The following is a 21557-nucleotide window of genomic DNA, read 5'->3' on the forward strand; positions in this document are numbered from 1 at the left end:
GACCGACGATCAGCTGGCCTATTATGGGAATCATCACGGATTTCTGATGGGATCCGAATGGCAGAATATGCACGCAAATTACGGACACGGGTACTGCTGGGATTTTTCTGCGAATAACGTGAACTAACGAATGCGTAAAATGAGAGAAAATTATGCGGAGCCGCTGATCGTGAGACGCGGGATCAGCGGCTTCGCAATATCTAAATGAAAGGAGTAATAATTATGCATGGATTCGGAGGCAGTATGGGATTTGGCATGGGGTTCGGCTGGATTATCTGGCTACTAATTATCGGTGTGGCCATTTGGGCGGTCGTTCGACTGACCAATCAAAATCCACCGAACCAGCAATCGTATCATAATGTGGATAGTTCGAAGGAAACTCCGCTGGATATTTTGAAGAAACGGTTTGCTAGAGGCGAGATTACTCAAGATGAGTTTAATGAAATGCGGAAGAAACTATAGAGACAAAGAGTACTACCAATTGGACTTTTTCCGTTCTGGTTAAATCTTTTCGTATTGTGGAGGTAACTTTACTGACGAGGCAGGATTATGATGAATCATTCTGATAAGGGAAATACTCATTCTAATTACGGTCACAACCATAATTCTGACGAAAAACATTCCGTAGACCACTCCGGCCACGAGCAGATGTTCAGGCGGAAATTCTGGTGGTCGCTGCTGCTCTCGGTGCCGGTGATACTCTACAGCCCGATGATCCAGCAGTGGCTGGGCTTTGCCATGCCGGAATTCGCCGGCAGCGGGTGGATTACACCCATCTTTGCGGTAATTGTCTTTTTCTCCGGCGGGCTGCCCTTCCTCCGGATGGCGGTGCCAGAGCTGAAAAACCGCAAACCCGGCATGGTGATGCTTATCGCCATGGTCGGATCAGCAGGCATAATGGTGCTTTGATACCGATAAATCCTATGAATGCGTTTCGCGGATGTGCGGACGTTCGTATCCATCTCCAGAGTAACTGAAATACTATATCCCGGGTAAACTACCGGCGCCGTTGGAGCTGGAAAACTGTTGACACCCCTGTCAAATGTAGCCAAATTCCAAAGATTGTTTTAAAAGACAGATTTGACTGGAGGCATGAGTCTCTGGCGGAAGAGCAATGATAAAGGATGTCGGAGATTATGGGTTGGGGAGGAGTAATTCGAATACAATGCGAATCAATTTATCCCGCCATCCAGAAAACCACGTGTGTAAACCCGTGGATGAATGGTTTTCTGGGCGGGATTCCGCCCAGACTCCGCTCAGTGACGGAGTCAAAGCGGGAACCCTGGCTGTAAAGCCGGGGGGCTCCATATTACGGAAAAGTCTCTCAAGTGAAAATTTCACTCGTGAAGCCGGTCATTTCTCCGATATAAGGTTGAATCGGTTTAAAGCTTCATTGGAAAAGGACATATGATTATAACGGCGGATAAACAAACCACCGAATACATTTACACCATCGATGGTAATGATATCATTCGTTCGGTCAATGAGGACTTCGAATCATTTGCTAGAGCAAATGATGGCAGAGAACTCGCCGGCGGTAGCGTCATCGGACGTTCATTGTGGAACTATGTCACCGGGGAGCTTACCAAGGGATATTATAAAAATCTCATTTCGGCTGTGCGAGAAAACAGGGAGTCGATAACTCTGCCGTTCCGATGCGATGCTCCGTCGCTTCGCCGGGAAATGATTATGGAGCTTCGCCCCGGAGAAGATGAGAGTATTCAATTCATCTGTCGCATGAATCAGTCGGCACCACGGGAGCCGGTGGAGGCGATATCCAAAACCAGTAAAAAATCGGATCGATTTCTGTCCATGTGTTCATGGTGCAAACGGGTCGAGCTTCCGGATCAAGGCTGGATGGATATTGAGGAAGCGATTCAGATTGATCCCCTGCTCTCCCGGGATCCGTATCCTCAGTTTACCCACGGAATTTGTTCCGAATGTATGGCTCAACAAAAGAAGTTGATTGCCAAAGAATAGAACAAATAACCACAATTAACCCGGTGCCCCCTTCCTTATGGTATATAAAGAAATTTTACTCAATATTACTCTGCTGGTGACCGTTAGCCTGATTTATGGCTATGTGTTACGTTACCTGAACGTATCCCGGAAGCGTAATCAGATTCTTAGCGGTATTATCTTTGGGCTTATAGCAATGTTGGTGATGACCGTCCCCGTCCGGCAGGCGACTGGCGTGATATATGACAGCCGCACTATTGTTATCAGCATTGCCGGACTCTTCAGTGGGGGCCTTTCGGTGTTGATTGCCAGTCTCATCGCCTCCGCCTATCGATTGTGGATCGGCGGGATCGGCACCCTCCCCGGTATTTGTTCGATTGCCGGGGCAGCCCTGCTTGGATTCGCCGCTTATCGACTGTGGCAGGATCAGGAGTATTACCGAAATCCTGTTTTATTATATGGCTTTGGTCTGGTGGTCACGCTGGTAATGCTGGTTTGCCAGCTGCTTTTACCCTTTGATATGGCTTTGGAAATCCTCGGAGATATATGGTCTCCCGTCCTGCTGTTTTACCCGCTTGGCACCGTTCTGCTGGGAATACTGATCGCAGACCATGAGCACAGAATGCGAACTCATCGGTCCATTAGGGAAAATGAAAAGCGTTATCGCAGTTTGTTCGAAAATAATCATGTGGCGACCTGGTTGCTGGATCCGGAGACGGGTGATATTGTTGACGCTAACCAGGCGGCAGCAAATTTTTACGGATGGTCCCGGGACCAGCTCCGAACCATGAACGTTGCGGAGGACATCAATGTGCAGGCCCCGGAGGCAGTAAAAAATCATATACGCCAATCATGGCAACGCGAGGATCACTATTACGAATTTCAGCATCAGATAGCTGACGGTTCATTAGTTGACGTGGCGATTTACACCGGATTCATTAATCTGGGCGGGAAAGATCTCTTGTTTTCACACATCTTTGATATTACCGAAAGTAAAGGGGTGCAACAGGAACTCCGGGAAAGCGAAGAGAAGTTCCGGGTGGCCTTTCAAACAAGTCCGGATGCGGTGAATCTTAACCGGTTGTCCGATGGTTTTTATATCGACATCAATGAAGGGTTTACCAGAAGCACCGGGTATACCAGAGAAGATACCCTGGGAAAGACCTCCCTGGAATTAAATATATGGAACAATCCCAGTGACAGGGAGCGGTTGGTTGCCGGATTGCAACAGAATGGAGTGGTTAACAATCTGGAAGCCGAATTTGTAACCAAAGATGGCGATGTCCGGATCGGGTTAATGTCTGCGCGGATTATGGAACTCCATGGTGAATCAGTAATTATGTCCGTGACCCGGGATATCACCGAACGAAAACGGGCAGAGCGCGCACTCCGAAAAAGTGAAGAACGGTACACCCGTATCGCTAACACCATCCCCGGTGTCCTGTACGATTATAAACGCTGGCCCGATGGCCGCACTAAATTTTTGTATATCAGCCCACAGTGTGAAGAGATCTTTGAATATCCGGCAGTGGAGATAATGGAAGACGCGAACATTCTCTGGAATATGGTGCACCCGAAAGATATTGGACGGTTGCAGGAAGAGGATCGACTGGCCAATGAAACGGGCCAGATGTTCCAGTCGGAAGTCCGGATCCGGCCGCCGTCCGGGAAAGAAAAGTGGATTCAGCTGACTTCGCGTCCCAGTCCGCATAAGCCTGACACGCCGGAAATATGGAGCGGGGTTATCCTTGATATTACCGACCAGAAGGTCGCTGAAGAAGCGGTACGGGAGAGCGAACGCCGGTACAGCGCGTTGATGGAAACGGCACCAGACTTGATTATTTCCATCGACATGGAGGGGCGCATCAATTACGTAAATTCTCAGGTAGAGGCTGTGCTGGGGTATAAAGCTTCTATGGTAATCGGAAAGCAAATTACAGATTTTATGCAGCCGGAAGACGCGGCTATTACCCGGGAAGGTCTTCAAAGCAGACTCGATGGCGATACAGCTATCAAATCCTACGAGTTGTCGGTGTTCAATAAGGACGGAGAATCCAATCCGTTTGAAATCAGAACTGTACCGATTATCAAAGAAGGAGACCCCAGGGAAATAATGATTATCGCCCGGGATATTCGGGATCGGGAAAAGCTGGAGGCCCAGCTGCGGCAGGCGCAAAAGATGGATGCTATCGGCCGGCTTGCCGGAGGAATTGCCCACGATTTTAATAATAAACTGACCGTGATCCTCGGCCAGGTCGAGTTTGCCCTGACCCATGTCAATCAGGCGGACTCGTTGTATCAAAAATTGATCATGATAAAACAATCCGCGAAAGATTCAGCGGATTTAACACGCCAGCTCCTGGCCTTCGCGCGAAAGCAAAATACCATCCCGAAGATGCTGGATCTCAATGAAACGGTGTCCGGAATGCTATCAATGCTCCACCGCATTATCGGCGAAGACATTGACCTGGGATGGTATCCGGGCGCTAATCTCTGGCCGGTCCACCTTGATCCGGGGCAGATTGATCAAATTCTTGCCAATCTGCTTGTGAATGCCAGAGATGCCATCGAAGGGATAGGGAAAGTGACTATAGAGACCCAAAACGCTTCGTTCACTCCGGAGTATTGCGAAGAGGCTCCGGGGTTTTCTCCGGGAGATTACGTCATGTTGGCGGTGAGCGATACCGGTCATGGCATGGGTAAAGCTACGGTTAAACAGATCTTTGAACCGTTTTTTACTACAAAACCCCAGGGAAAAGGGACCGGGTTGGGCCTGTCGACGGTGTACGGTATTATCAAACAGAACGATGGCTTTATTAACGTATACAGCGAACCAGGCGAAGGCACCACCTTTAAAATCTACTTTACCCGCTATGAGGGCAAACAGGAAGTTGAATCGGAGCAAAAACCAGAAGGCTCCGTTCAGCGGGGAAACGAAACCATCCTGTTGGTTGAAGACGATCCTGCAATTTTAAAACTTGGGACAGTTATGCTGAACGAGTTAGGGTATGAGGTGATCCCGGCAAATTCCGGAGAAGAAGCGTTACTGAAAGCCAGGGATTTTCAGAGCAGAATACACCTGTTGCTGACGGATGTTATTATGCCGGAAATGAATGGCCGGGACCTGGCTGACCAGCTACAATCGTCTTATCCGGCAATGAAAATCTTGTTCATGTCCGGATACACCGCCGATATCATAGCCCACAAAGGTGTAATGGAAGAAGGGGTCCACTTTTTACAAAAACCGTTTATGCACGATACACTGGCACAGAAAGTCCGGGAGATCCTGGATGGGTGAAAAATTTATCCCGCCATCCAGAAAACCACGTGTGTGAACCCGTGGATGAATGGTTTTCTGGGCGGGATTCCGCCCAGACTCCGCCGAAAGGCGGAGTCAAAGCAGGAACCCCGGCTGCAAAGCCGGGGGGCTGCATTTTGGTTGGATCGCGTCACAGTGAATGGTCAAAATCCTACAGACGGTAGCGTCAATAATTCTATATGTCCATAGTACATCAATTGGTGAAATCGTTCAATAATCGCTTGACAATGGAATGGTAAGCCCCTAATTAAAGTCAGAACAGATCATTTGTGTCTCGGTAACATCGCTTTTTCCAAACAACTCTGTTTGAGAAGTGTTCGATAACTCCAGCCGCTCTCTATTCTGTCTATACACATGTTTCCTTATCGATTCAATGCAATGATCATAATTGTCAGTTTAAATCCCGGAACATCACATGGAATATCTTACAACGCTCCTTGAGCCTGTTTTTGACTTGCAGGCGGATTCAATCCTTCGTCAGATCTCAATACTTCTGAATTCCCATTTACGACGGGAACCATCGGAAGATGAAATCGGAGACCATTTTTCACTAGAACAGATTTCCCGACGGGAATGGAAAGGCATATGGGATGAAAATCCAATTTTTAAATTGAAAGCAACGAACGCACCATTTGCCAAATCCCACTATTTTAATCTGGAACTCATTCCGCTGAGAAAATCCTGAGTTCCGCTGCTGCTTGTTGAACGCAGATCTTTTGTCAGAATTTTTGAAGAATAAGAAGAGATAAGCTTCCGACAGTCTTCTGGTATAACGTGCCGAAGCAATAGTTGCCGACAGGATTCCTTGTGAGGGTTTCTATATTTTTATCCGCTAATCCGGTTTATCCTGTTTATCCTGTCCATTGGTTTTGTTGGTTAGGCTATTGGAAAAACCTATTTGACGGGGTTTGCACAATATCCAGAATTTTAAAAAAAGGATCCCGGCAGGTTCTCTCCCGGCTTTTCCTATTCAAATCAGGCTATTTCTCCGTATCTGCCTCTTCACCCCCCGGTTAGTGATTCGAATATTTTTTTCCATGGCTGTGTGGGTAATCCTGGAAATGAGAAAGTCCAAAACGACGACATTTTCATCGGTAGATTCAGTGGTTACATCTACACTTTGTATCTCATTGGGGACCACACAGATTTGACGTAATTCCCTGTTCGGTGGAAAATTTAACACAATTAGTGACTATTCAGACAAATTAGGGCACTCTATACCAAAATAAACCAGGAAATAAAAAACTCTATAACCCTTACCCTTGTGGTGAAAAGCTTTTGGATGGTGCGCCAGTCCCCCTTCGTACAGGTTCTCTGCGGTACACAAATTTCGGAATGTGCGAATACAGGTGTGATATGAAAAGGCCCCATCCCGAAGGACAGGGCCTGCGTTGTACCCTCAATAAAGATCAGGGAAAGGATTTCCTATGGTGTCTCAGATTCGATCACCGCTTGTATGGTATGCAGTACCTCCTGTAAATCGAACGGTTTCTTTAGGACTGCCTGAAATCCCTGGTCCTTCAGACTCCGATCTTTTTCGGCATCCACATACCCGGTAATGGCAATCAGAGGGAGGTCCGGATAATCCTCACGAATAGTTGCCGCCACCTGTTCTCCGCTCATATCCGGAAGGCCTAAATCAGTGATGAGGAGTGACACCGGGCTCTCCAGCGTCTCAAATCGTTCGATACCTTCCTGACCATTTTTGGCGGTGGTGACTGTATAACCAACGGATTCGAGTGTTTCCTGTAATAAAGCGCGCAATGGCGATTCATCTTCGATGAGATAAATCTGTTCACCATTGGCAGTATACTCCATAATCGGTTGTTCCGGTACTTCGGATTCCACAGTATCCTCAGTCATGGGCAAGCCGATCACAAAAGTGGTCCCTTTCCCCACGGCGCTCTCCACATCAATCCAACCATCGTGATTGGTAATGATCTTCTGCGCGACTGCCAATCCAAGGCCGGTGCCCTGCCCATGTTCCTTGGTAGTAAAAAAAGGCTCAAAGATCCGCTCCTGGGTCTTCCGGTCCATCCCGGCACCGGTATCAGTGACTTCAATACAGAGGTATGGGGAGTCTGTTTCTGGTTTGTGCGTTTGATACTCCTCCGGCGTCGCGTCCCGTATCCCGAGAGTCACCGTGCCCTGTTCCTCCATCGCATGAGCGGCGTTGATACACATATTGATCAGGACTTGCTGGAGTTGGGTCCGTTCGGCCAGCACCAAATCATTCGCAGCATATTTTTCCACCGTCACATCTACGGACGCAGGCAGGGTGTATTCTGCCATTTTCTGGATATCATAGAGCAACGCCTGCAATGCAACCGGCTCCACTTGCGGTGTCCCTGAACGGGTAAAGGTTAACAGGCGATCCGTCACTGTTTCGCCGCGGTCCATGGCTGTAAATGCCATATCAAAATAGTGGGCGATGTCACCCTCATCTATCTGGACCTGGATCATTTGTATCGCACCGCTGATGGTGGCCAGAACATTGTTAAAGTCATGGGCTATACCACCGGCAACCTGGCCCAGTGATTCCACTTTTTGTGATTGGATTAGTTGCTGTTCGAGCTTTTTCTGTTCGGTTATATCCTCCACGGTGCCCTCATAATAGAGCACATTACCCTGATCGTTTTTCACGGCATGAGCGTTTTCTTTGACAGTAATTTCGTGACCGTCCCGGTGTATCCAGGTTGATTGGAAGTTGCGCACCACACCGTGGTTCAAGATTGTATCAATGAACTCGTCGCGGGGATACTCCCGAAAATGGTCAAGCTCGGAGATAAACTGGCCCTCGAATTTATCTGGAACGTCGTACCCCAGCATATGGGCGAATTGCGGGTTAACCATCCGAATTTCTCCCGCTGGTGTTGTCCGATAAAATCCCTCTTCCATGTTTTCAACGATCCCCCGGAACAGGGCTTCGGACTTGCGCAACGCCTGCTGGGTTTCAATCAAATCCGTGATATCCTGGGCAACCCCGACCACCCGGTACACCTCGCCGTCTTCATTTTCGATGGGATAGGCCTGGTCGCGTACCCACCGGATCGAATTGTCTGGACGGATGATGCGATAGGTTTCATCAAATTCGCCTGTCTTTTGCAGGGGCAGTCGGTCTTGCACCCGCTCGCGGTCTTCCGGGTGGATATATAGCAGAAAGGCTGTGGCTTTTTCATATAATTCGTCAACCGGGCGATCCCACACTTCCTCATATCCCGGACTGATATAGAGCATTTTATTTTTGTCCGGATCTGTGATATAAAAGACCTCCTCTATGTTTTCGGCGATCTGGCGGAACCGGGCTTCACTCTCCTTTAATCGCGCCTCGGCCTGTTTTCGTTCTGTGATATCCCTGTACAACCAGAGGTTTTCATTTTGTCCGTCACCGAGAGAGATCGGGACGTAATCCCGTTCAAGGATCCGCCCGTCTGTCAGCCGGATTTCTTCACTGGTTACCCGTTCTTTCTTTTGTATGCGTTCCTGGATTCCGTGATAGAACTTTTCCGGCTCTTCAAAGAGATCATCTACTTCTCTGAACGCCTCACCGCCCTTCCTCCCGATTACAGCATCCGGACTTTCAAATCCCGTCAGGTTACAAAACTGTTGATTCACATGCGTTATCATGTGATCATCATCCTCGACAATCACCCCGCCCGGAACATTATTTATCAGGCTGGAGAACAGGTTCAGGTTTCTGCGTAACTGACTCTCCATCTCTTTCCGATCGGTGATATCATCAACAATGGAATAGATCGACAGGAGCTGTCCCTGATTATCATAGATGGCGGAATTATACCACTGACAGGTGATTACATCACTCGATTTCGTGTAGTTCCGGTTGGTTGAAATGTTGCGTGCGTTCTCTCCTGACAACAGTTTGTTCATGATCCGGTCGACTTCCGCAGCATCTTTTTCGTGAACAAATTGCCACTCTTCCGGGTTTTTACCCAGGACTTCGGCTTCATTCCACCCAAAGAAAGCTTCCGCCTGGCCTGTCCATTGCGCTACGCGGAATTCCGCATCCCATTCGATAATCGCGAGCGGAGAGTTTTCAATCTGCGCCTGTATTCTGTTTTTTGCCCTGCGCAGTGCCTCGACCTTGTTCTCGTTTTCCCGGAGGAGATCCACTAAACGTTGCCGCATCGCATTGAGTGATCGTCCAACCCGTGTAATTTCCGGAGGCCCCTCTATGTCGATCTGTGTCTCGAAATCCCCGAGTTCGATCCTGGAGGCTTTGTCCTCTAAATTCCGCAATGGTTGGATGATATTGCGGATATTGCGATACATGCTATACCCCAACCCGCCAATCAGTGATATAGAGAGTAAAATCAGAATCCATTGATTCCGTTGATGGAGATGCTGCACCTCCTGCCGGGCAGTTTGCGCTTCGGTAATCGCCAATGTTATGAGTTTCTGCGTTTCGATGCGTAAATGGCTGGAGATCCGGGAGACCAACTGCTCGCGTAAATTGTTTCCTTGAATCCTGGTGGAAGCCTTCGATTGCCTGTTTTGCTGTCGGATGACGCTATCCAACATCGTGAAGGTCGTCCCCAGGGAGCGGAACGTAGAACGAATAATATGAAGATCTAACAGGGAGTCCACGGGCTCCAGCTGTGCTTGGATATCCTGATACTGGGCCTGCCACTGCCGATAGGTTCGGGGTTCCTTATATGTGAGGTATTCTGCCGTGAGCAGATTCAGTTCCACGAGTTCATTGGCAAAGTCCGTGAGGGTTTCAGCTTCCTGAATTTCCTTGGAGATCTGCTGGTAAGAGAACAGATAGATCACCAACAGAACTACCACCGTACCAATCACTCCACCAGCGACGAAGGTCAGGCGGTTTTGAATAGTCATCGGATTATTGTAATCCCTTCCGGGTGAACGGATTCCATGGCGTTAAAATAGATGAATTTCGTAAAATCCGGTATGCTGTCATGCGGGACCTGACCGTCGTTCCGGAGAATCCACCGCGCCTGGTCTTCGAGTGTCGAGATTAACGGCTCACTGAGCGACAGTTGATAGTCCACAATATTCCAAATTCCCCGGATGACCGAGGTGTCCACACCCGTGTGATGTGCCAAAGTCCCCATGGCTGAATCCGGGTGTCGCTTGATGTACTGATTCGCCGATTGCAATGCCTCCAGATAGCGGATCAGCACCTCGGGATTCCTCTCGGCAAATGCCTGCGTCGTGGTCGCCAGCCACGCAATACGATAATTCAACACCGGATCCATCCGGAGCGCTTTCTGGCCGAGTTGTTTTTCTGTTTCGTATAAATACGGTTGCCAGGAGGCCATGGCATCAATGGATCCTGCAAGCAGAGAATCGGCTGACCGGTTGACATTGAGATCCACCAGTTCCATTTCTTCCCGGGTCAGGTTGTTTTCTAGCAGAAACGTATCAAACATATACTCAAGCGAGGTATTCATATCCATGCCAATCCGTTTTCCCGGGAGATCGGCAGGGCTGGTAATGCCGTGATCGGTGCGGGTGAGAATGCCCTGGAGATGGGTACTGTAGATTAAATCCGCAAAAATATAGATGGGAGGTGGGGACGTATTTGTGTACTTCGTGGGATTCAACGCGATATAGGCTATCGGCAGGTCGGCAACATGCGCAATATCGACTTCCTGCTGGAATAATAAGGTCAGAGCCTTAACGCCGGAGGGTTGCTTCACCAGATCAATTTGCAATCCCTGATCGGAGAAATACCCTTGCTCCAGTGCGACGTAGGTGGCCAAATCGCCCAGGTATGGATTGGTGCCCACCCGAACCTCCGTAGGTGGAGGCCGCTCCTGACACCCGAAGAGTCCCATCATGAGACTCAACAACAGCACGATGGGTTCCGTATATTTGAACGATCTCATCCCCACCCTCACTTCTTCTAAAGATTGTCAGAATAATACCGGTTCTCTTGGCAACATACAAATTAGGGGGTGTGATTTTCATCAAATATATTAAAATTGTTGAATTATTCAACGGTGCCGGCGTTTAAATGTACAACATACGAAAAATAGTCATTCTAATTTGAATAGGATATCTCCAGAAATGCATAGAATTTAAGGCTTCAGCGCGGGTTAATTCCCCGGATCTCTGTGGACAATATACGGACAAACTACTGCGGAATATGCGGTTTATGCGGGGGGCGGTCAGAAATGGCCACCCAAACAAAAAGCCCTGCATCCCTTGAAATACAAGGATTACAAGGCTTTCTAATGGTACGCCCGGCGTGACTCGAACACGCAACCTGCGGATTAGAAGTCCGCTGCTCTATCCAGTTGAGCTACGGGCGCATAAATGCGTTAGTTATCATCTGAAGCGGTCAAATATAAAAAGGGGAAGTGCCTTTGAGAAGCGGAAAGTCTGAAATACCCGGCCTTGGTTTGCGGGTTCAGGATTGTATCAATTGCCGTTATGCCGTAAATTCGTCCAACTATCTTTGATGTCAGGACGGGGGAAGTTAATGCGTTTAACGAACAGAATTAGTCTGATTGTCTGTCTCATCTGTCTTCCGATCACTATTCACTCTCAGAATACAGGAGCGGATACCGAAATGCTACGGGAAAGAATTAACCGGTTCGCAAAAACCCAAATCACCTACGATCACTCCTTGATGGATACGAATCAGCGGAAGGTTGTGGAAAATTTGTACCACGCTGCGGTCATTATGGATTCGTTGTTTCTGGATCAAGTGTACGAAGAAAATCCGGAGATAAAACGGGAGCTTCAGACACAAACCGGCGAAAAAGCGAATCTGCAGATGGAACTCTTTAATATCATGTTCGGACCGTTCGATCGGTTGGATGGCAATAAGCCGTTCTATGGGAATAATCAGAAACCGGCAGGTGCCAACTACTATCCCGGCGATATGACGCGGGAAGAGTTCAATCGCTGGATTGAGGAGCATCCGGAGGACGAAGAGGCGTTTGAGAGCGAGTATACGATGATCCGAAGACGGAACGGTGATTTGGTTGCGATACCGTATAGCGAGTATTACAACGAGCGACTGACTGAGGCGGCGAACTATCTCAGGGAAGCGGCAAAGTTCGCGGAAAATCCCACGGTGAAGCGGTACCTGAATACACGGGCAGATGCATTCCTGTCGAATGATTATTACGAGAGCGATATGGCGTGGATGGATATGGAAGATCACCTGATTGAGGTGGTGATCGGGCCGTACGAGGTATACGAGGATGCACTGTTTAATTACAAGGCGGCGTTCGAGTGTTTTATCACACTCCGGGATCCGGAGGAGAGCGCCAAGGTGGCTAAATTTGCGGAATATCTTACGGAGATGGAGCAGCATCTGCCTATCCCGGAGGAGTATAAAAATCCCGACCGCGGATCGGAATCCCCGATAGTCGTGGCCCAGGAGGTCTTTTCTGCGGGAGATACAAAAGCCGGTGTCCAGACGTTGGCGTTTAATCTCCCGAATGATGAGCGGGTCCGGAAAGCCAAGGGCTCGAAAAAGGTGCTGTTGAAAAATGTCAACGAGGCAAAATTCGATAAACTGCTCCGCCCCATCGCCGGGAAAATATTAGAGTCACAGCAGTTGGAATATGTGACATTCAATGCATTTTTCGACCACGTATTGATGCACGAAATGTCTCACGGTATCGGACCGGGGTATATCACCGTGGATGGACGTGAGACGGAAGTCCGCGATGAACTGAAAGAAACGTATTCCACTATTGAGGAGTGCAAGGCGGACATCCTTGGGATGTATAACAATATTTTTATGGTGGAAAAGGGTGAGTATCCGGAATCCATGGTCCAGGAGACCTGGGTGACGTATTTGGCCGGTATTTTTCGGTCGGCCCGGTTCGGCATCGGTTCTGCCCATGGGGCCGGGAACGCCATCATCTTTAACTATTTTCTGGATAAGGGCGCATACGAGTATGATGAATCGGCGCGGACTGTCCGCGTGAACTTTGATAAAGTCTATGAAGTGACCGAATCGCTGGCGACAACGTTATTGACGATTCAGGCGACTGGTGATTATCTCGGTGCCAAAGAATTAATCGGCACCTATGGGGTGCTCTCCCCTGAGATGGAAACTGTCATCGCAGAACTCTCCGGTGTACCGGTGGATATCAGACCGGTTTACGAATACCAACAGGAGATGATGGAATAATTCAGTGTGAATTCCCGGGTAAAGAGGCGAGTGCGTTGTCCTTCGCCGGGAAAATTCTGGTGGGAAATTCGCGTCCTTAAAACCGGGGTTCGAAGCGAGGGTTGACCACATTGTTATAAATCGATCCAAATGTATAGCTAATACCTACCCGTAAATTATATTCGTAATTTGTTGCAAGCTCCTGCTGTCGCAGAAGGACATCTTCTGAAGAAAGATTACCCTTTGCCAGGTTGATTTGATCGTTGATGATGGAGTAGCGACCGTTGATATCCAGAGAAAAACCTTCGAACAGAAAAATCTCCAGTTCAGCGTCAAACACGACACGGTTTTTCGAAAAATCGTTCAGATAGGATGAGGCTTCCAGGGTAGTCACCGTTTCCCCCCACGGCTGGGTAAATGTGACAATAGCCTCAAACCGGTTTTTAAATAGCCCCTCCTCTGTTTTATTGTACAGCGTCTCTTCAACATAATCGTAGTGGATATATCCCAATCTGTATTGAAGCCTGAATTCGCGCTGAACTGATTCCGGATAAGGGAAAATATTATATTCAATCCCTCCGAAAAATTCGTAGGAAAGATCAATATTTCGATAGGAATTGGAATTTGTCCGGAAAAACCCACCATAGGCCCAATGGTCATTAATGGTCGGGATCACGTTGCCAAATATATTCCACCATTGTCGGTTACTCGTGGCCGTTATCTCATTTCCGGCGCTATCAGTGAAGGTAAACTGTTCCTCCCGAACATGGCCGTCCGCCCGAAAATCGAGTTTGAGATCTTTGGTTACCCGTTCGGCATTCACCGCTCCAAATACCCGGTGTTCTTCCCGGGATTCTTCACCCTCAAGATCGCCAAATAATTCCAGTTCGTACACCCAATAATTCCAGGGGTCTTCCACCTCTTCTTTAATGTCGGCGGTTACATCAAGCGTGATGTTTTCGATCATTTTTGTTTTTGACACGTACGGCAACAGCCCGATTTCAATTGCCTGTACCAGTTTTTGTCGCACAGCATCGTTGGACATGGTGCTATTTGTGGAAAAAATTGTGGTATCGTTAATACCCGCAAAGCGGTTTCTTCCCAGGAAGGTAACCGTGTATTGCTCTCCACCGCCCCCGGCAGGGACGTTAGCAATCAAGACATGGACATCGGCATTTCGGCGGTCCCGGACGTAGTCCACGTAATCGATCTCTGTCCGGATATAGTCATCATCACACCGATTGCAATCGATGAACACTTTTGGGGTACGTATCATCTGAGTCTCAGATGCTTGTTGCGCCAGCGAGGGTGGAGAGAGGAAAATTAGTATCCCTGCGAGAATCGGTATAAATTTGAAGAGATTTTTTAATAAAATATTTTTTAATTTCGACCACATTCAAAAACTCCTTGGAATCATACTTTGCTTATTAAAAATTTTTCCACTAGCCTCAGGGTGCAGCCGTCGAATATTATATCTAAAGACCGATCAACCTGAAATGCCAGAGACGGTGATCGCGCTCCCTATGTCTCGATTTAATTGTAGCCTTAAGTTAATTAATTAACCGTTTAAATAGTACAAAAAGAATCTGTAGGAAAATTGTATGACAATTATCTTCATAAGATCGATAAGGGGAGAAGGGTGATCTCCAAGCCATCACATGGATAAAGTTGAGGAGGCGGTTGACCAATCTCTGTCATCAGATTCGTAGATATATAAACAAGGAGATATTACCGAAAGAATAAGCACGGATATGGAGTCAACCTGGTTCACGGAAAATTGCAATAGGATATTTTCCTGAATTTTTATAAGCTAACAAATGGTTAGAGATAGGATTGAGTGAACCGGCATCGCGGAGAAACTTCAATGCAACCTTGTAAAATTCGGTGAGTGACCAATCGGAATATACGGTAGTCATTACTGGGGGAAAGAAACATTATCACCGAATTCGTCGTCTGGTACACTTTGCGACATTGCAACAGGGTATTGAAGAACAGGAAGCCGATATCATTGAACGGGCTGTAGCCGAAGCCTGCCACAATGCGTTGTATCACAAACCAGCTGCCCCGGAGGATCCATCCTTTGAACTGGAACTTCGACTCAGTGATACTGCGATTGTGGCCGTGGTGAGAAATCGGGGCGAGGCGTTTGACTTCAGCGGCGTCAAGCCGTTCAGCATCGAACACAATTTTATGGAATATAAAGAAGGTGGACTGGGAATTCCGATCATGAAACGTCTGATGGACGAGGTGCATTATGAACGGGAAACGAACGAATTGAATGTGGTGACATTGATAAAATTCATCGATGGTCAACCAAGAGAGGAGTAAGGTTTCATTATGCGGATTAAAGAGTCACAAGATGGAGATGTCACTGTACTGACACTATCCGGCAAAATGATGAACGAAAGCATAGATCTCCATCCGTACGTCAAGGACCTGATTGAGCAGGATAAAATGAAGGTGGTCGTCGACATGGGGAAGGTCAAGTGGTTCAGTAGTACCGGGCTCGGTGCTATGCTGGCTTCTGCCACGTCCCTGCGGAATGCGGGGGGCGACATAAAGATCGCCCGGGCGACCCGGAAGATCGAGAGCGTCTTTTATATGATGGAGCTCACCAGCGTCTTTGAATCATTCGAGTCCGTAGAAGAAGCGGTGGAGAGCTTCCAGTAACCCTGTTTTATTTATCGGAGACGCCGGTGCATCGGATCGTTTTACAAAGCGAGATATCCGATTCTCCGGCGACCTGATATTGTGGATACTGGTGCGGCTGGTGTGAAGGACGATGATTCTCTGGCGTGAGGGAGTCAACCGATCTTCATTGTCGGACAACTTTCGAAATCTGTCTTCCGTACATTTCATCTTCTTTGTTCAAAAGTATTGTCAATAGTAAAAATTGTGAACCTGTTTTATCCGGAATACAGCTTGCGTATAAAGGTATCAGAGGATAAAATCATACGACTTTGAATACCACGGACAGATAACAGGCGGCATTTTATGAATTCGGAGCAAAAATTACGGCAGTTTGAGGTGGTGCAGGAACAGCTGTCGGCCATAGATGCGATTAGTAACCTCCTGACCAGTTCCAGCTTTGACCTTGAGACCCTGTTAAATGAGATAGTTGAGATTGCGGCGCAGACGTTGGAATCTAGCGCCAGTTCGCTACGGCTCTATAATCCTGATCGGGGTGTAATGGAGCTGAAAGCCGTGCGAGGCCTGAGTAATCAGTATATCGAGAAGGGGCCGATTGTTGCAGAGAAAAGCATTTATAAGGAGATGATCGAGAACAGGAACCAGGGTGGCTCAGTCGTGCAGGTATCCGATGTCTCCGTTGATGAGCGGGTGCAATATCTGGAAGAGGCACTCGAAGAGGGGATCAAATCTATGCTGGCCCTGCCGATGCTCCAGGACGGAAAGGTGATTGGGGCCATCTCCATTTTTATGTCCGAGCCACACGAGTTTGACCGGGAGGAGATCCGGACGTTTAAAATCCTGGCGAACCAGGCTGCAGCAGCCATCAGCATCGCACGGTTACACCGGGATTTGATGAGCCTTGAAGCCATTGAACATGAGCTGAAAATTGCAGCGGATATACAGAACCGGTTTATGCCGTCCACAGTCCCGGATATCGAGGGCATGAGTTTGGCGGGATGGAATCGTGCCTGTCAGGAAGTCGGCGGCGATTTTTACGATTATATTGAATTGCCGGAAGATAATATCGGCATAGCGCTGGGTGACGTGTCCGGGAAAGGCATTCCGGCCGCGCTGCTCATGGCGGCGGTCCGGACGTCCCTGCGGGTACAAGCGGAAAACGTTTACTCAATGAGCGAGGTAATTCGACGGGTCAACAAGGCGCTCATCAAGGATACGAACCTGGAAGAGTTTACGACGCTTTTTTATGCAGTGCTGGACACCTCCAACTGGATGATGACCTATATCAATGCAGGACACAATCCGCCGCTGCTTTTCCGAAATGGCGACCTGATTCGTCTCCGGACCGGGGGGGTGCCGGTGGGGTTGTTTACGGACGCGGTCTACAAGCAGGAAACGATTGAAATTCTCCCGGGTGATATGCTGGTAGTGTATTCGGACGGATTTTCCGAGGCACCGGATGCCAACTGGGATGAATTCGGGGAACATCGGATCATCGATGTGATCCGTCAAAACTGTGATTTACATCCTGCTGATATCATCAATAAACTGGAAGAGGCCGTGACCGATTACCTCTCCACCGAAGTGAATTACAGCGATGATCGCACGGTTGTTATTCTGAAGGCATTGGACAAGAAATAGTAGCAAATTGCCCCCGAATCCGGAATCGGGTTGAATTACCGCCGAATCGCATTTGCCTTCGGTGGGACTCAACATATTTGTGTACCTGTTCGAAGTTTTAGTTTATCTTGACTGAAAAATCAAACACCGCTATTATTTAGTTCAGTACTGCCGCACGTGTCAGACCTATCAACACAAACAATCCGAGACATAAACGGAATGGAGGAACTGCCATGAAACTCTTAAAGGTGTGGTTGCTTTTTCACTGAATACCAGTATCAGCTGGATGTACGATAAACTGAAACCTGACCCGGCCGGCATATAAAGACCAAGTTGAGTTCGAGGGATGCGGTGTGCTGTATCCGAGAACGGACGTTGTAATATGAGTCGGTGATTTATAAAGCGGTGATAGTATTGGACCAAAAAAGGGTGTCGATGTGACTACGACACCCTTTTTTTACATTCGGTGAAAAATCCTTTTTATTTCTGAAATCTGATCACATCAGCACGTACGTTCACTGTGAGTTTGGTGTAAAAGAACAGGTTTAGCATCTCTGAATCATAACGCACGTTGGCCAGAGCTATGGGTTCACCTTCGGTGCTGCCGGCAGTGGCTTTCACATTATTCCAGAGATCACTAAGAGCTTCCTGATAGACAGCGCCCGTCCCTTCCACCCGGAAAATTCCCATAGCGTTGCTCGCCGCTCCAAATGAGTAACTCGCCCCCATGAGGAATGCCAGGCTGGATGAGCCAGTCACATCGGTGGCAACAATTTTATAGTTTGCCTCGGATAGCTCCACGCTGGTCTGATGGGATGATAGAAAGGCGCCGCTGTTCGCACAGCCAGAGACAAAAAACAACGCTATAAGGCCTGAAATTAAGAGGACAGGTTTACTACGCATAGAATTCTCCTTTGAATAAGAATTAAACAGAAAAAATACTCTTCTCTGTCACAATTATTAACGGTTACATATAATATTATTCTGAAATTCAGAGAAAAGAAATGAATATTTTTATTTGATGAGCAGCATCCTTTTTGTGTGTTGATACCCTCCTGCTTTTATCGTATACAGGTAGATGCCACTGGCCAGGTCCGAGCCATCGAATGGGACGGTATATTCTCCGGGCGACATGACTGAATCCACTAGCCGGCCGATCTCCGCCCCCCGGAGATTATATGCCGCGATCGTGACCCATGTTCGCACCGGAACAGTAAAGGAGATATAAGTCACCGGATTAAACGGGTTCGGATAATTCTGGCTGACGGTAAACCCGGTCGGGAGTTCGGTTTCATCCATCACAGAAACCGGTACATTGCTGCTGCGCCACATGCCGCCGCCGGCGGTGGTAGCATAGACTTCCTGTGGCTCATGTGGATTGAACCGGGCCGCATTGAAGAAGGTATGGGCCACTTCGTGTGAGATGACATCCCAAGTGGTTCCGTTATCGTCGCTCAGGTACAGCGCCCCGCCTTTCCCGGTATTGTCATATTTGTACCACTGCTGTCCGGCGGCAAGGAGCACATTGTCGTAAATCGGATGGAGTTGTACGTCGATTACCCTGGAATGATCCAGGATATCCTCCCAGGTGTCACCACCGTCAGCGGACCGGGCCAGCGCGCCGGCATAATTCCACTCAAAATTATCCGTATTTGATGCATATACCGTACTGGTGCGATCCACGTAGACCGCCATCACGTCGCCGGCCGGAAAATCACTGACCAGCGACCAGTTGGCGCCACCGTCTGTTGTTTTGTACAGGCTCTTTTCCTCCGCGCCCCAGTGATTCAGCCCGAGATACAGCACATCTGAGTTGTTCGGATCGATGGCGATTTCCCAGACCAGTTCCGCATCAGAGCCGAGACCCGTGTTCACCGCGGACCAGGTTCCACCGCTGTTCGTGGATTTGTACACGCCGTGATGATAAATCGCAGCATACAGGGTGCGGTTGCCTGGGGACCCCGATTGCTGATCCAGCACCAGGTCACTGCGACCGTTCGGGAGGTCGCCGGTAATATCGGTTTGTGTTGCGCCCATATCATCGCTGTAAACGATGCCGCCGGATGAAAATCCCTCATCATATCCGCCCTGAGAACCTTGATAGCGGCTGATGTACAGGTCGCCATTTTCGATGTCCACTCGGATATCCTTCACCGCATCCACATCGGAGAGGTTACCGATATCCGGATCCTGGTGCGGGTCGAGACGATGGTAGGAATAGCCGGCATCATCGGAGCGGAACAGTCCCATATCATCGTATCCGACGTACACGACATCCGGATCACTGGGATCAAATGCGACAGTTTCGGTGTTCATAAGTTCAAGTCCGTTCCCGTGCCAGGCTCCGTCGACATCCGCAGCGTATTTTTGCCCCCACGTCCAGCCACCATCATCGCTCATATCGACTTGGATGCCAATTGATGTGAGACGACTCGTATCCGAAGGCGAATATTTTATGCCAAAGATATACGGGTCCCAGTGCCAGTCTGATTCAAGCCAGCCCCCCATGGTATGAGCTGAGGCCATGTACTCCCACTCGTTTCCGAGATCCCAGGTGATGTACAGGCCGGGATCTTCGTATCCGCTGCCCTGAGTCATTCCGGTCACGATCATTTCCGGATTTTTTGGGTTCACGTCAAACTTCCAGTAATTGTAAAACAGGTTGTCCCAGCGATCATAAGTTGGCAGATTGCCGGTGATATCTGTCCAGGTATCGCCGAAGTCAGTGCTCATGAATAGCCCACCCTGAAATGTGGTGGAATCGCCGGGCGTGCCGTGGGTTTTAATCGACAGATACAGACCGTACTGTTCCCAATAGTGTCGCCCGATCATCTGGAGCGCATCCGTGTGTGGCAGTCCTGTATTACTGGGACTCCAGGTATCCCCTCCATTTGTGCTTTTGTAAATTCCGTCGGTTGAGGAGAGAATGACCTTGTTCGGATCATCAGGATGGATCACAATGGAATGGATGTGTGCACCATCTGCGAGCCCCACACTTAATTCTTTCCAACTGTCGCCTGCACCAACACTTCTGAACACTCCCCAGTAATCAGCGCCATTCGGCGTTTGTTCAAAATCTCCCCAGGAACCGCTCGCTGCATTGCCGAGACCAATAAACATGCGATATTTAGTGGAATCCATGGCAACTGTTCCGACTGATCTAGGTGCATCTTCATTATCGATAACATCAGGATATAACATCTCCCAGTTACCTCCTCCGGTGGTGCTGCGAAACAGTCCGACCGAGGTGGCAATATAGATTGTCTGAGGATCTGCCGGATCGAGGACGATGTCGTTCATCCAGTAGACGTCTCCACCATAGAGAGATTGGGCGAGATTACCGTTAATATTTGTCCATGACTCCCCACCGTCCGTGGTTTTGAAGATCCCCATAATATCGCCGCCGATGTAAATGATATCGGCATTCTCCGGATGGACTTCCATAAAGTGCAGGTCGCTGCCGCCGCCGGGACCGATGTTTTCCCAGGTGACCTGAGAAAACAGGAAGCATGGCAGTGCAACCAGAAGTAAGAAAAGACGATTTTTTTGCAATACGAACATAGAACCTCCCTGACGTTGAATTCGAAGACACGGGTGCAAACTACTAACCGTGCAAATGCAGCACTTCGAACATCTTTGTAAAGAAAAGTCTGTGAATCGGAAAGTGGCAGGCTGCTTACAATTTGGGATGGTTTTATGTTAGATATATGCGAAAGCAATGACAAGAAAAAAGTGACAAAATTGGTAATCTTTTTAAAGAGTATCAGCGAATAGCATAAAAATTTGAAAGAAACGATAAAATACTTTGCTCAATTACCGTTCCACCTAGAGTTGGCAAAAATTGTCTTGACAACCGGTTCCTGGTTATGTAATTATTGTACCGACCGACGGTCG

14 protein-coding genes and 1 tRNA gene are annotated in these 21557 nt (G+C 48.4%); 9 read left to right on the forward strand and 6 right to left on the reverse strand.

What is annotated here, in order from left to right; translation table 11 throughout:
* Positions 1-222: 222 nt before the first annotated feature.
* The 5 genes from K9N57_17440 to K9N57_17460 all read left to right on the forward strand — a co-directional run bounded on the left by K9N57_17440 (position 223) and on the right by K9N57_17460 (position 5963).
* Complete coding sequence (locus K9N57_17440; protein ID MCF7805964.1) at positions 223-462, forward strand: SHOCT domain-containing protein; 240 nt, start codon at positions 223-225, stop codon at positions 460-462.
* Positions 463-549: 87 nt separating this feature from the next.
* Complete coding sequence (locus tag K9N57_17445; protein MCF7805965.1) at positions 550-909, forward strand: hypothetical protein; 360 nt, start codon at positions 550-552, stop codon at positions 907-909.
* Between the two features lie 498 nt (positions 910-1407).
* The gene (locus K9N57_17450; protein ID MCF7805966.1) at positions 1408-1980 is read left to right on the forward strand and encodes a hypothetical protein; all 573 of its coding nucleotides are present in this window, start codon (positions 1408-1410) and stop codon (positions 1978-1980) included.
* 37 nt (positions 1981-2017) lie between these two features.
* Positions 2018-5257 (forward strand): PAS domain S-box protein, encoded by a 3240-nt coding sequence (locus K9N57_17455; protein MCF7805967.1) that lies wholly within the window; start codon positions 2018-2020, stop codon positions 5255-5257.
* A 436-nt stretch (positions 5258-5693) separates the two neighbouring features.
* Positions 5694-5963 (forward strand): hypothetical protein, encoded by a 270-nt coding sequence (locus K9N57_17460; protein MCF7805968.1) that lies wholly within the window; start codon positions 5694-5696, stop codon positions 5961-5963.
* Between the two features lie 740 nt (positions 5964-6703).
* Here the strand turns inward: K9N57_17460 and K9N57_17465 are convergent.
* The 3 genes from K9N57_17465 to K9N57_17475 form a co-directional block, all read right to left on the reverse strand.
* A complete protein-coding gene (locus K9N57_17465) occupies positions 6704-10135 on the reverse strand; it encodes a PAS domain S-box protein (GenBank protein ID MCF7805969.1) in 3432 nt (1143 codons plus the stop codon).
* The gene (locus K9N57_17470) at positions 10132-11148 is read right to left on the reverse strand and encodes an NrtA/SsuA/CpmA family ABC transporter substrate-binding protein (GenBank protein ID MCF7805970.1); all 1017 of its coding nucleotides are present in this window, start codon (positions 11146-11148) and stop codon (positions 10132-10134) included. Before K9N57_17470 ends, K9N57_17465 begins: the two co-directional genes overlap by 4 nt.
* A 349-nt stretch (positions 11149-11497) precedes the next feature.
* Positions 11498-11574 (reverse strand) — tRNA-Arg (locus tag K9N57_17475).
* Between the two features lie 170 nt (positions 11575-11744).
* On the opposite strand from K9N57_17475, the gene K9N57_17480 reads away from it, so the two are divergent.
* Positions 11745-13415, forward strand: coding sequence for a peptidase (locus tag K9N57_17480; protein MCF7805971.1), 1671 nt, complete (start codon positions 11745-11747; stop codon positions 13413-13415).
* Positions 13416-13491: 76 nt separating this feature from the next.
* Here the strand turns inward: K9N57_17480 and K9N57_17485 are convergent, their stop codons facing one another.
* Positions 13492-14670, reverse strand: coding sequence for a hypothetical protein (locus tag K9N57_17485; GenBank protein MCF7805972.1), 1179 nt, complete (start codon positions 14668-14670; stop codon positions 13492-13494).
* 608 nt (positions 14671-15278) lie between these two features.
* Here K9N57_17485 and K9N57_17490 point away from each other — a divergent pair.
* The 3 genes from K9N57_17490 (at position 15279) to K9N57_17500 (ending at position 17684) form a co-directional block, all read left to right on the forward strand.
* Positions 15279-15722: an ATP-binding protein gene (locus tag K9N57_17490; GenBank protein MCF7805973.1), complete on the forward strand. Its 444-nt coding sequence runs from the start codon at positions 15279-15281 to the stop codon at positions 15720-15722.
* Between the two features lie 9 nt (positions 15723-15731).
* A complete protein-coding gene (locus K9N57_17495) occupies positions 15732-16064 on the forward strand; it encodes an STAS domain-containing protein (protein MCF7805974.1) in 333 nt (110 codons plus the stop codon).
* Between the two features lie 324 nt (positions 16065-16388).
* Positions 16389-17684 (forward strand): SpoIIE family protein phosphatase, encoded by a 1296-nt coding sequence (locus K9N57_17500; GenBank protein ID MCF7805975.1) that lies wholly within the window; start codon positions 16389-16391, stop codon positions 17682-17684.
* A 459-nt stretch (positions 17685-18143) separates the two neighbouring features.
* On the opposite strand, the gene K9N57_17505 is transcribed toward K9N57_17500, so the two are convergent.
* Both K9N57_17505 and K9N57_17510 read right to left on the reverse strand, forming a co-directional pair.
* Positions 18144-18566 carry a hypothetical protein gene (locus K9N57_17505; GenBank protein ID MCF7805976.1) on the reverse strand — a complete coding sequence of 141 codons (423 nt, stop codon included), beginning with the start codon at positions 18564-18566 and terminating at the stop codon, positions 18144-18146.
* Positions 18567-18677: 111 nt separating this feature from the next.
* Positions 18678-21224 carry a T9SS type A sorting domain-containing protein gene (locus tag K9N57_17510; GenBank protein MCF7805977.1) on the reverse strand — a complete coding sequence of 849 codons (2547 nt, stop codon included), beginning with the start codon at positions 21222-21224 and terminating at the stop codon, positions 18678-18680.
* Positions 21225-21557: the final 333 nt, after the last annotated feature.

The organism is Candidatus Neomarinimicrobiota bacterium, from assembly GCA_021734025.1.
Classification (GTDB): Bacteria; Fidelibacterota; JAANXI01; order JAANXI01; family JAANXI01; genus JAANXI01.

Coding starts and splice junctions, on each gene's coding strand:
- K9N57_17455 (MCF7805967.1), top strand. CDS start 2,018: ATGGTATATAAAGAAATTTTACTCAATATTACTCTGCTGGTGACCGTT.
- K9N57_17445 (MCF7805965.1), top strand. CDS start 550: ATGATGAATCATTCTGATAAGGGAAATACTCATTCTAATTACGGTCAC.
- K9N57_17500 (MCF7805975.1), top strand. CDS start 16,389: ATGAATTCGGAGCAAAAATTACGGCAGTTTGAGGTGGTGCAGGAACAG.
- K9N57_17480 (MCF7805971.1), top strand. CDS start 11,745: ATGCGTTTAACGAACAGAATTAGTCTGATTGTCTGTCTCATCTGTCTT.
- K9N57_17470 (MCF7805970.1), bottom strand. CDS start 11,148: ATGAGATCGTTCAAATATACGGAACCCATCGTGCTGTTGTTGAGTCTC.
- K9N57_17440 (MCF7805964.1), top strand. CDS start 223: ATGCATGGATTCGGAGGCAGTATGGGATTTGGCATGGGGTTCGGCTGG.
- K9N57_17450 (MCF7805966.1), top strand. CDS start 1,408: ATGATTATAACGGCGGATAAACAAACCACCGAATACATTTACACCATC.
- K9N57_17465 (MCF7805969.1), bottom strand. CDS start 10,135: ATGACTATTCAAAACCGCCTGACCTTCGTCGCTGGTGGAGTGATTGGT.
- K9N57_17485 (MCF7805972.1), bottom strand. CDS start 14,670: ATGATACGTACCCCAAAAGTGTTCATCGATTGCAATCGGTGTGATGAT.
- K9N57_17460 (MCF7805968.1), top strand. CDS start 5,694: ATGGAATATCTTACAACGCTCCTTGAGCCTGTTTTTGACTTGCAGGCG.
- K9N57_17510 (MCF7805977.1), bottom strand. CDS start 21,224: ATGTTCGTATTGCAAAAAAATCGTCTTTTCTTACTTCTGGTTGCACTG.
- K9N57_17505 (MCF7805976.1), bottom strand. CDS start 18,566: ATGCGTAGTAAACCTGTCCTCTTAATTTCAGGCCTTATAGCGTTGTTT.
- K9N57_17495 (MCF7805974.1), top strand. CDS start 15,732: ATGCGGATTAAAGAGTCACAAGATGGAGATGTCACTGTACTGACACTA.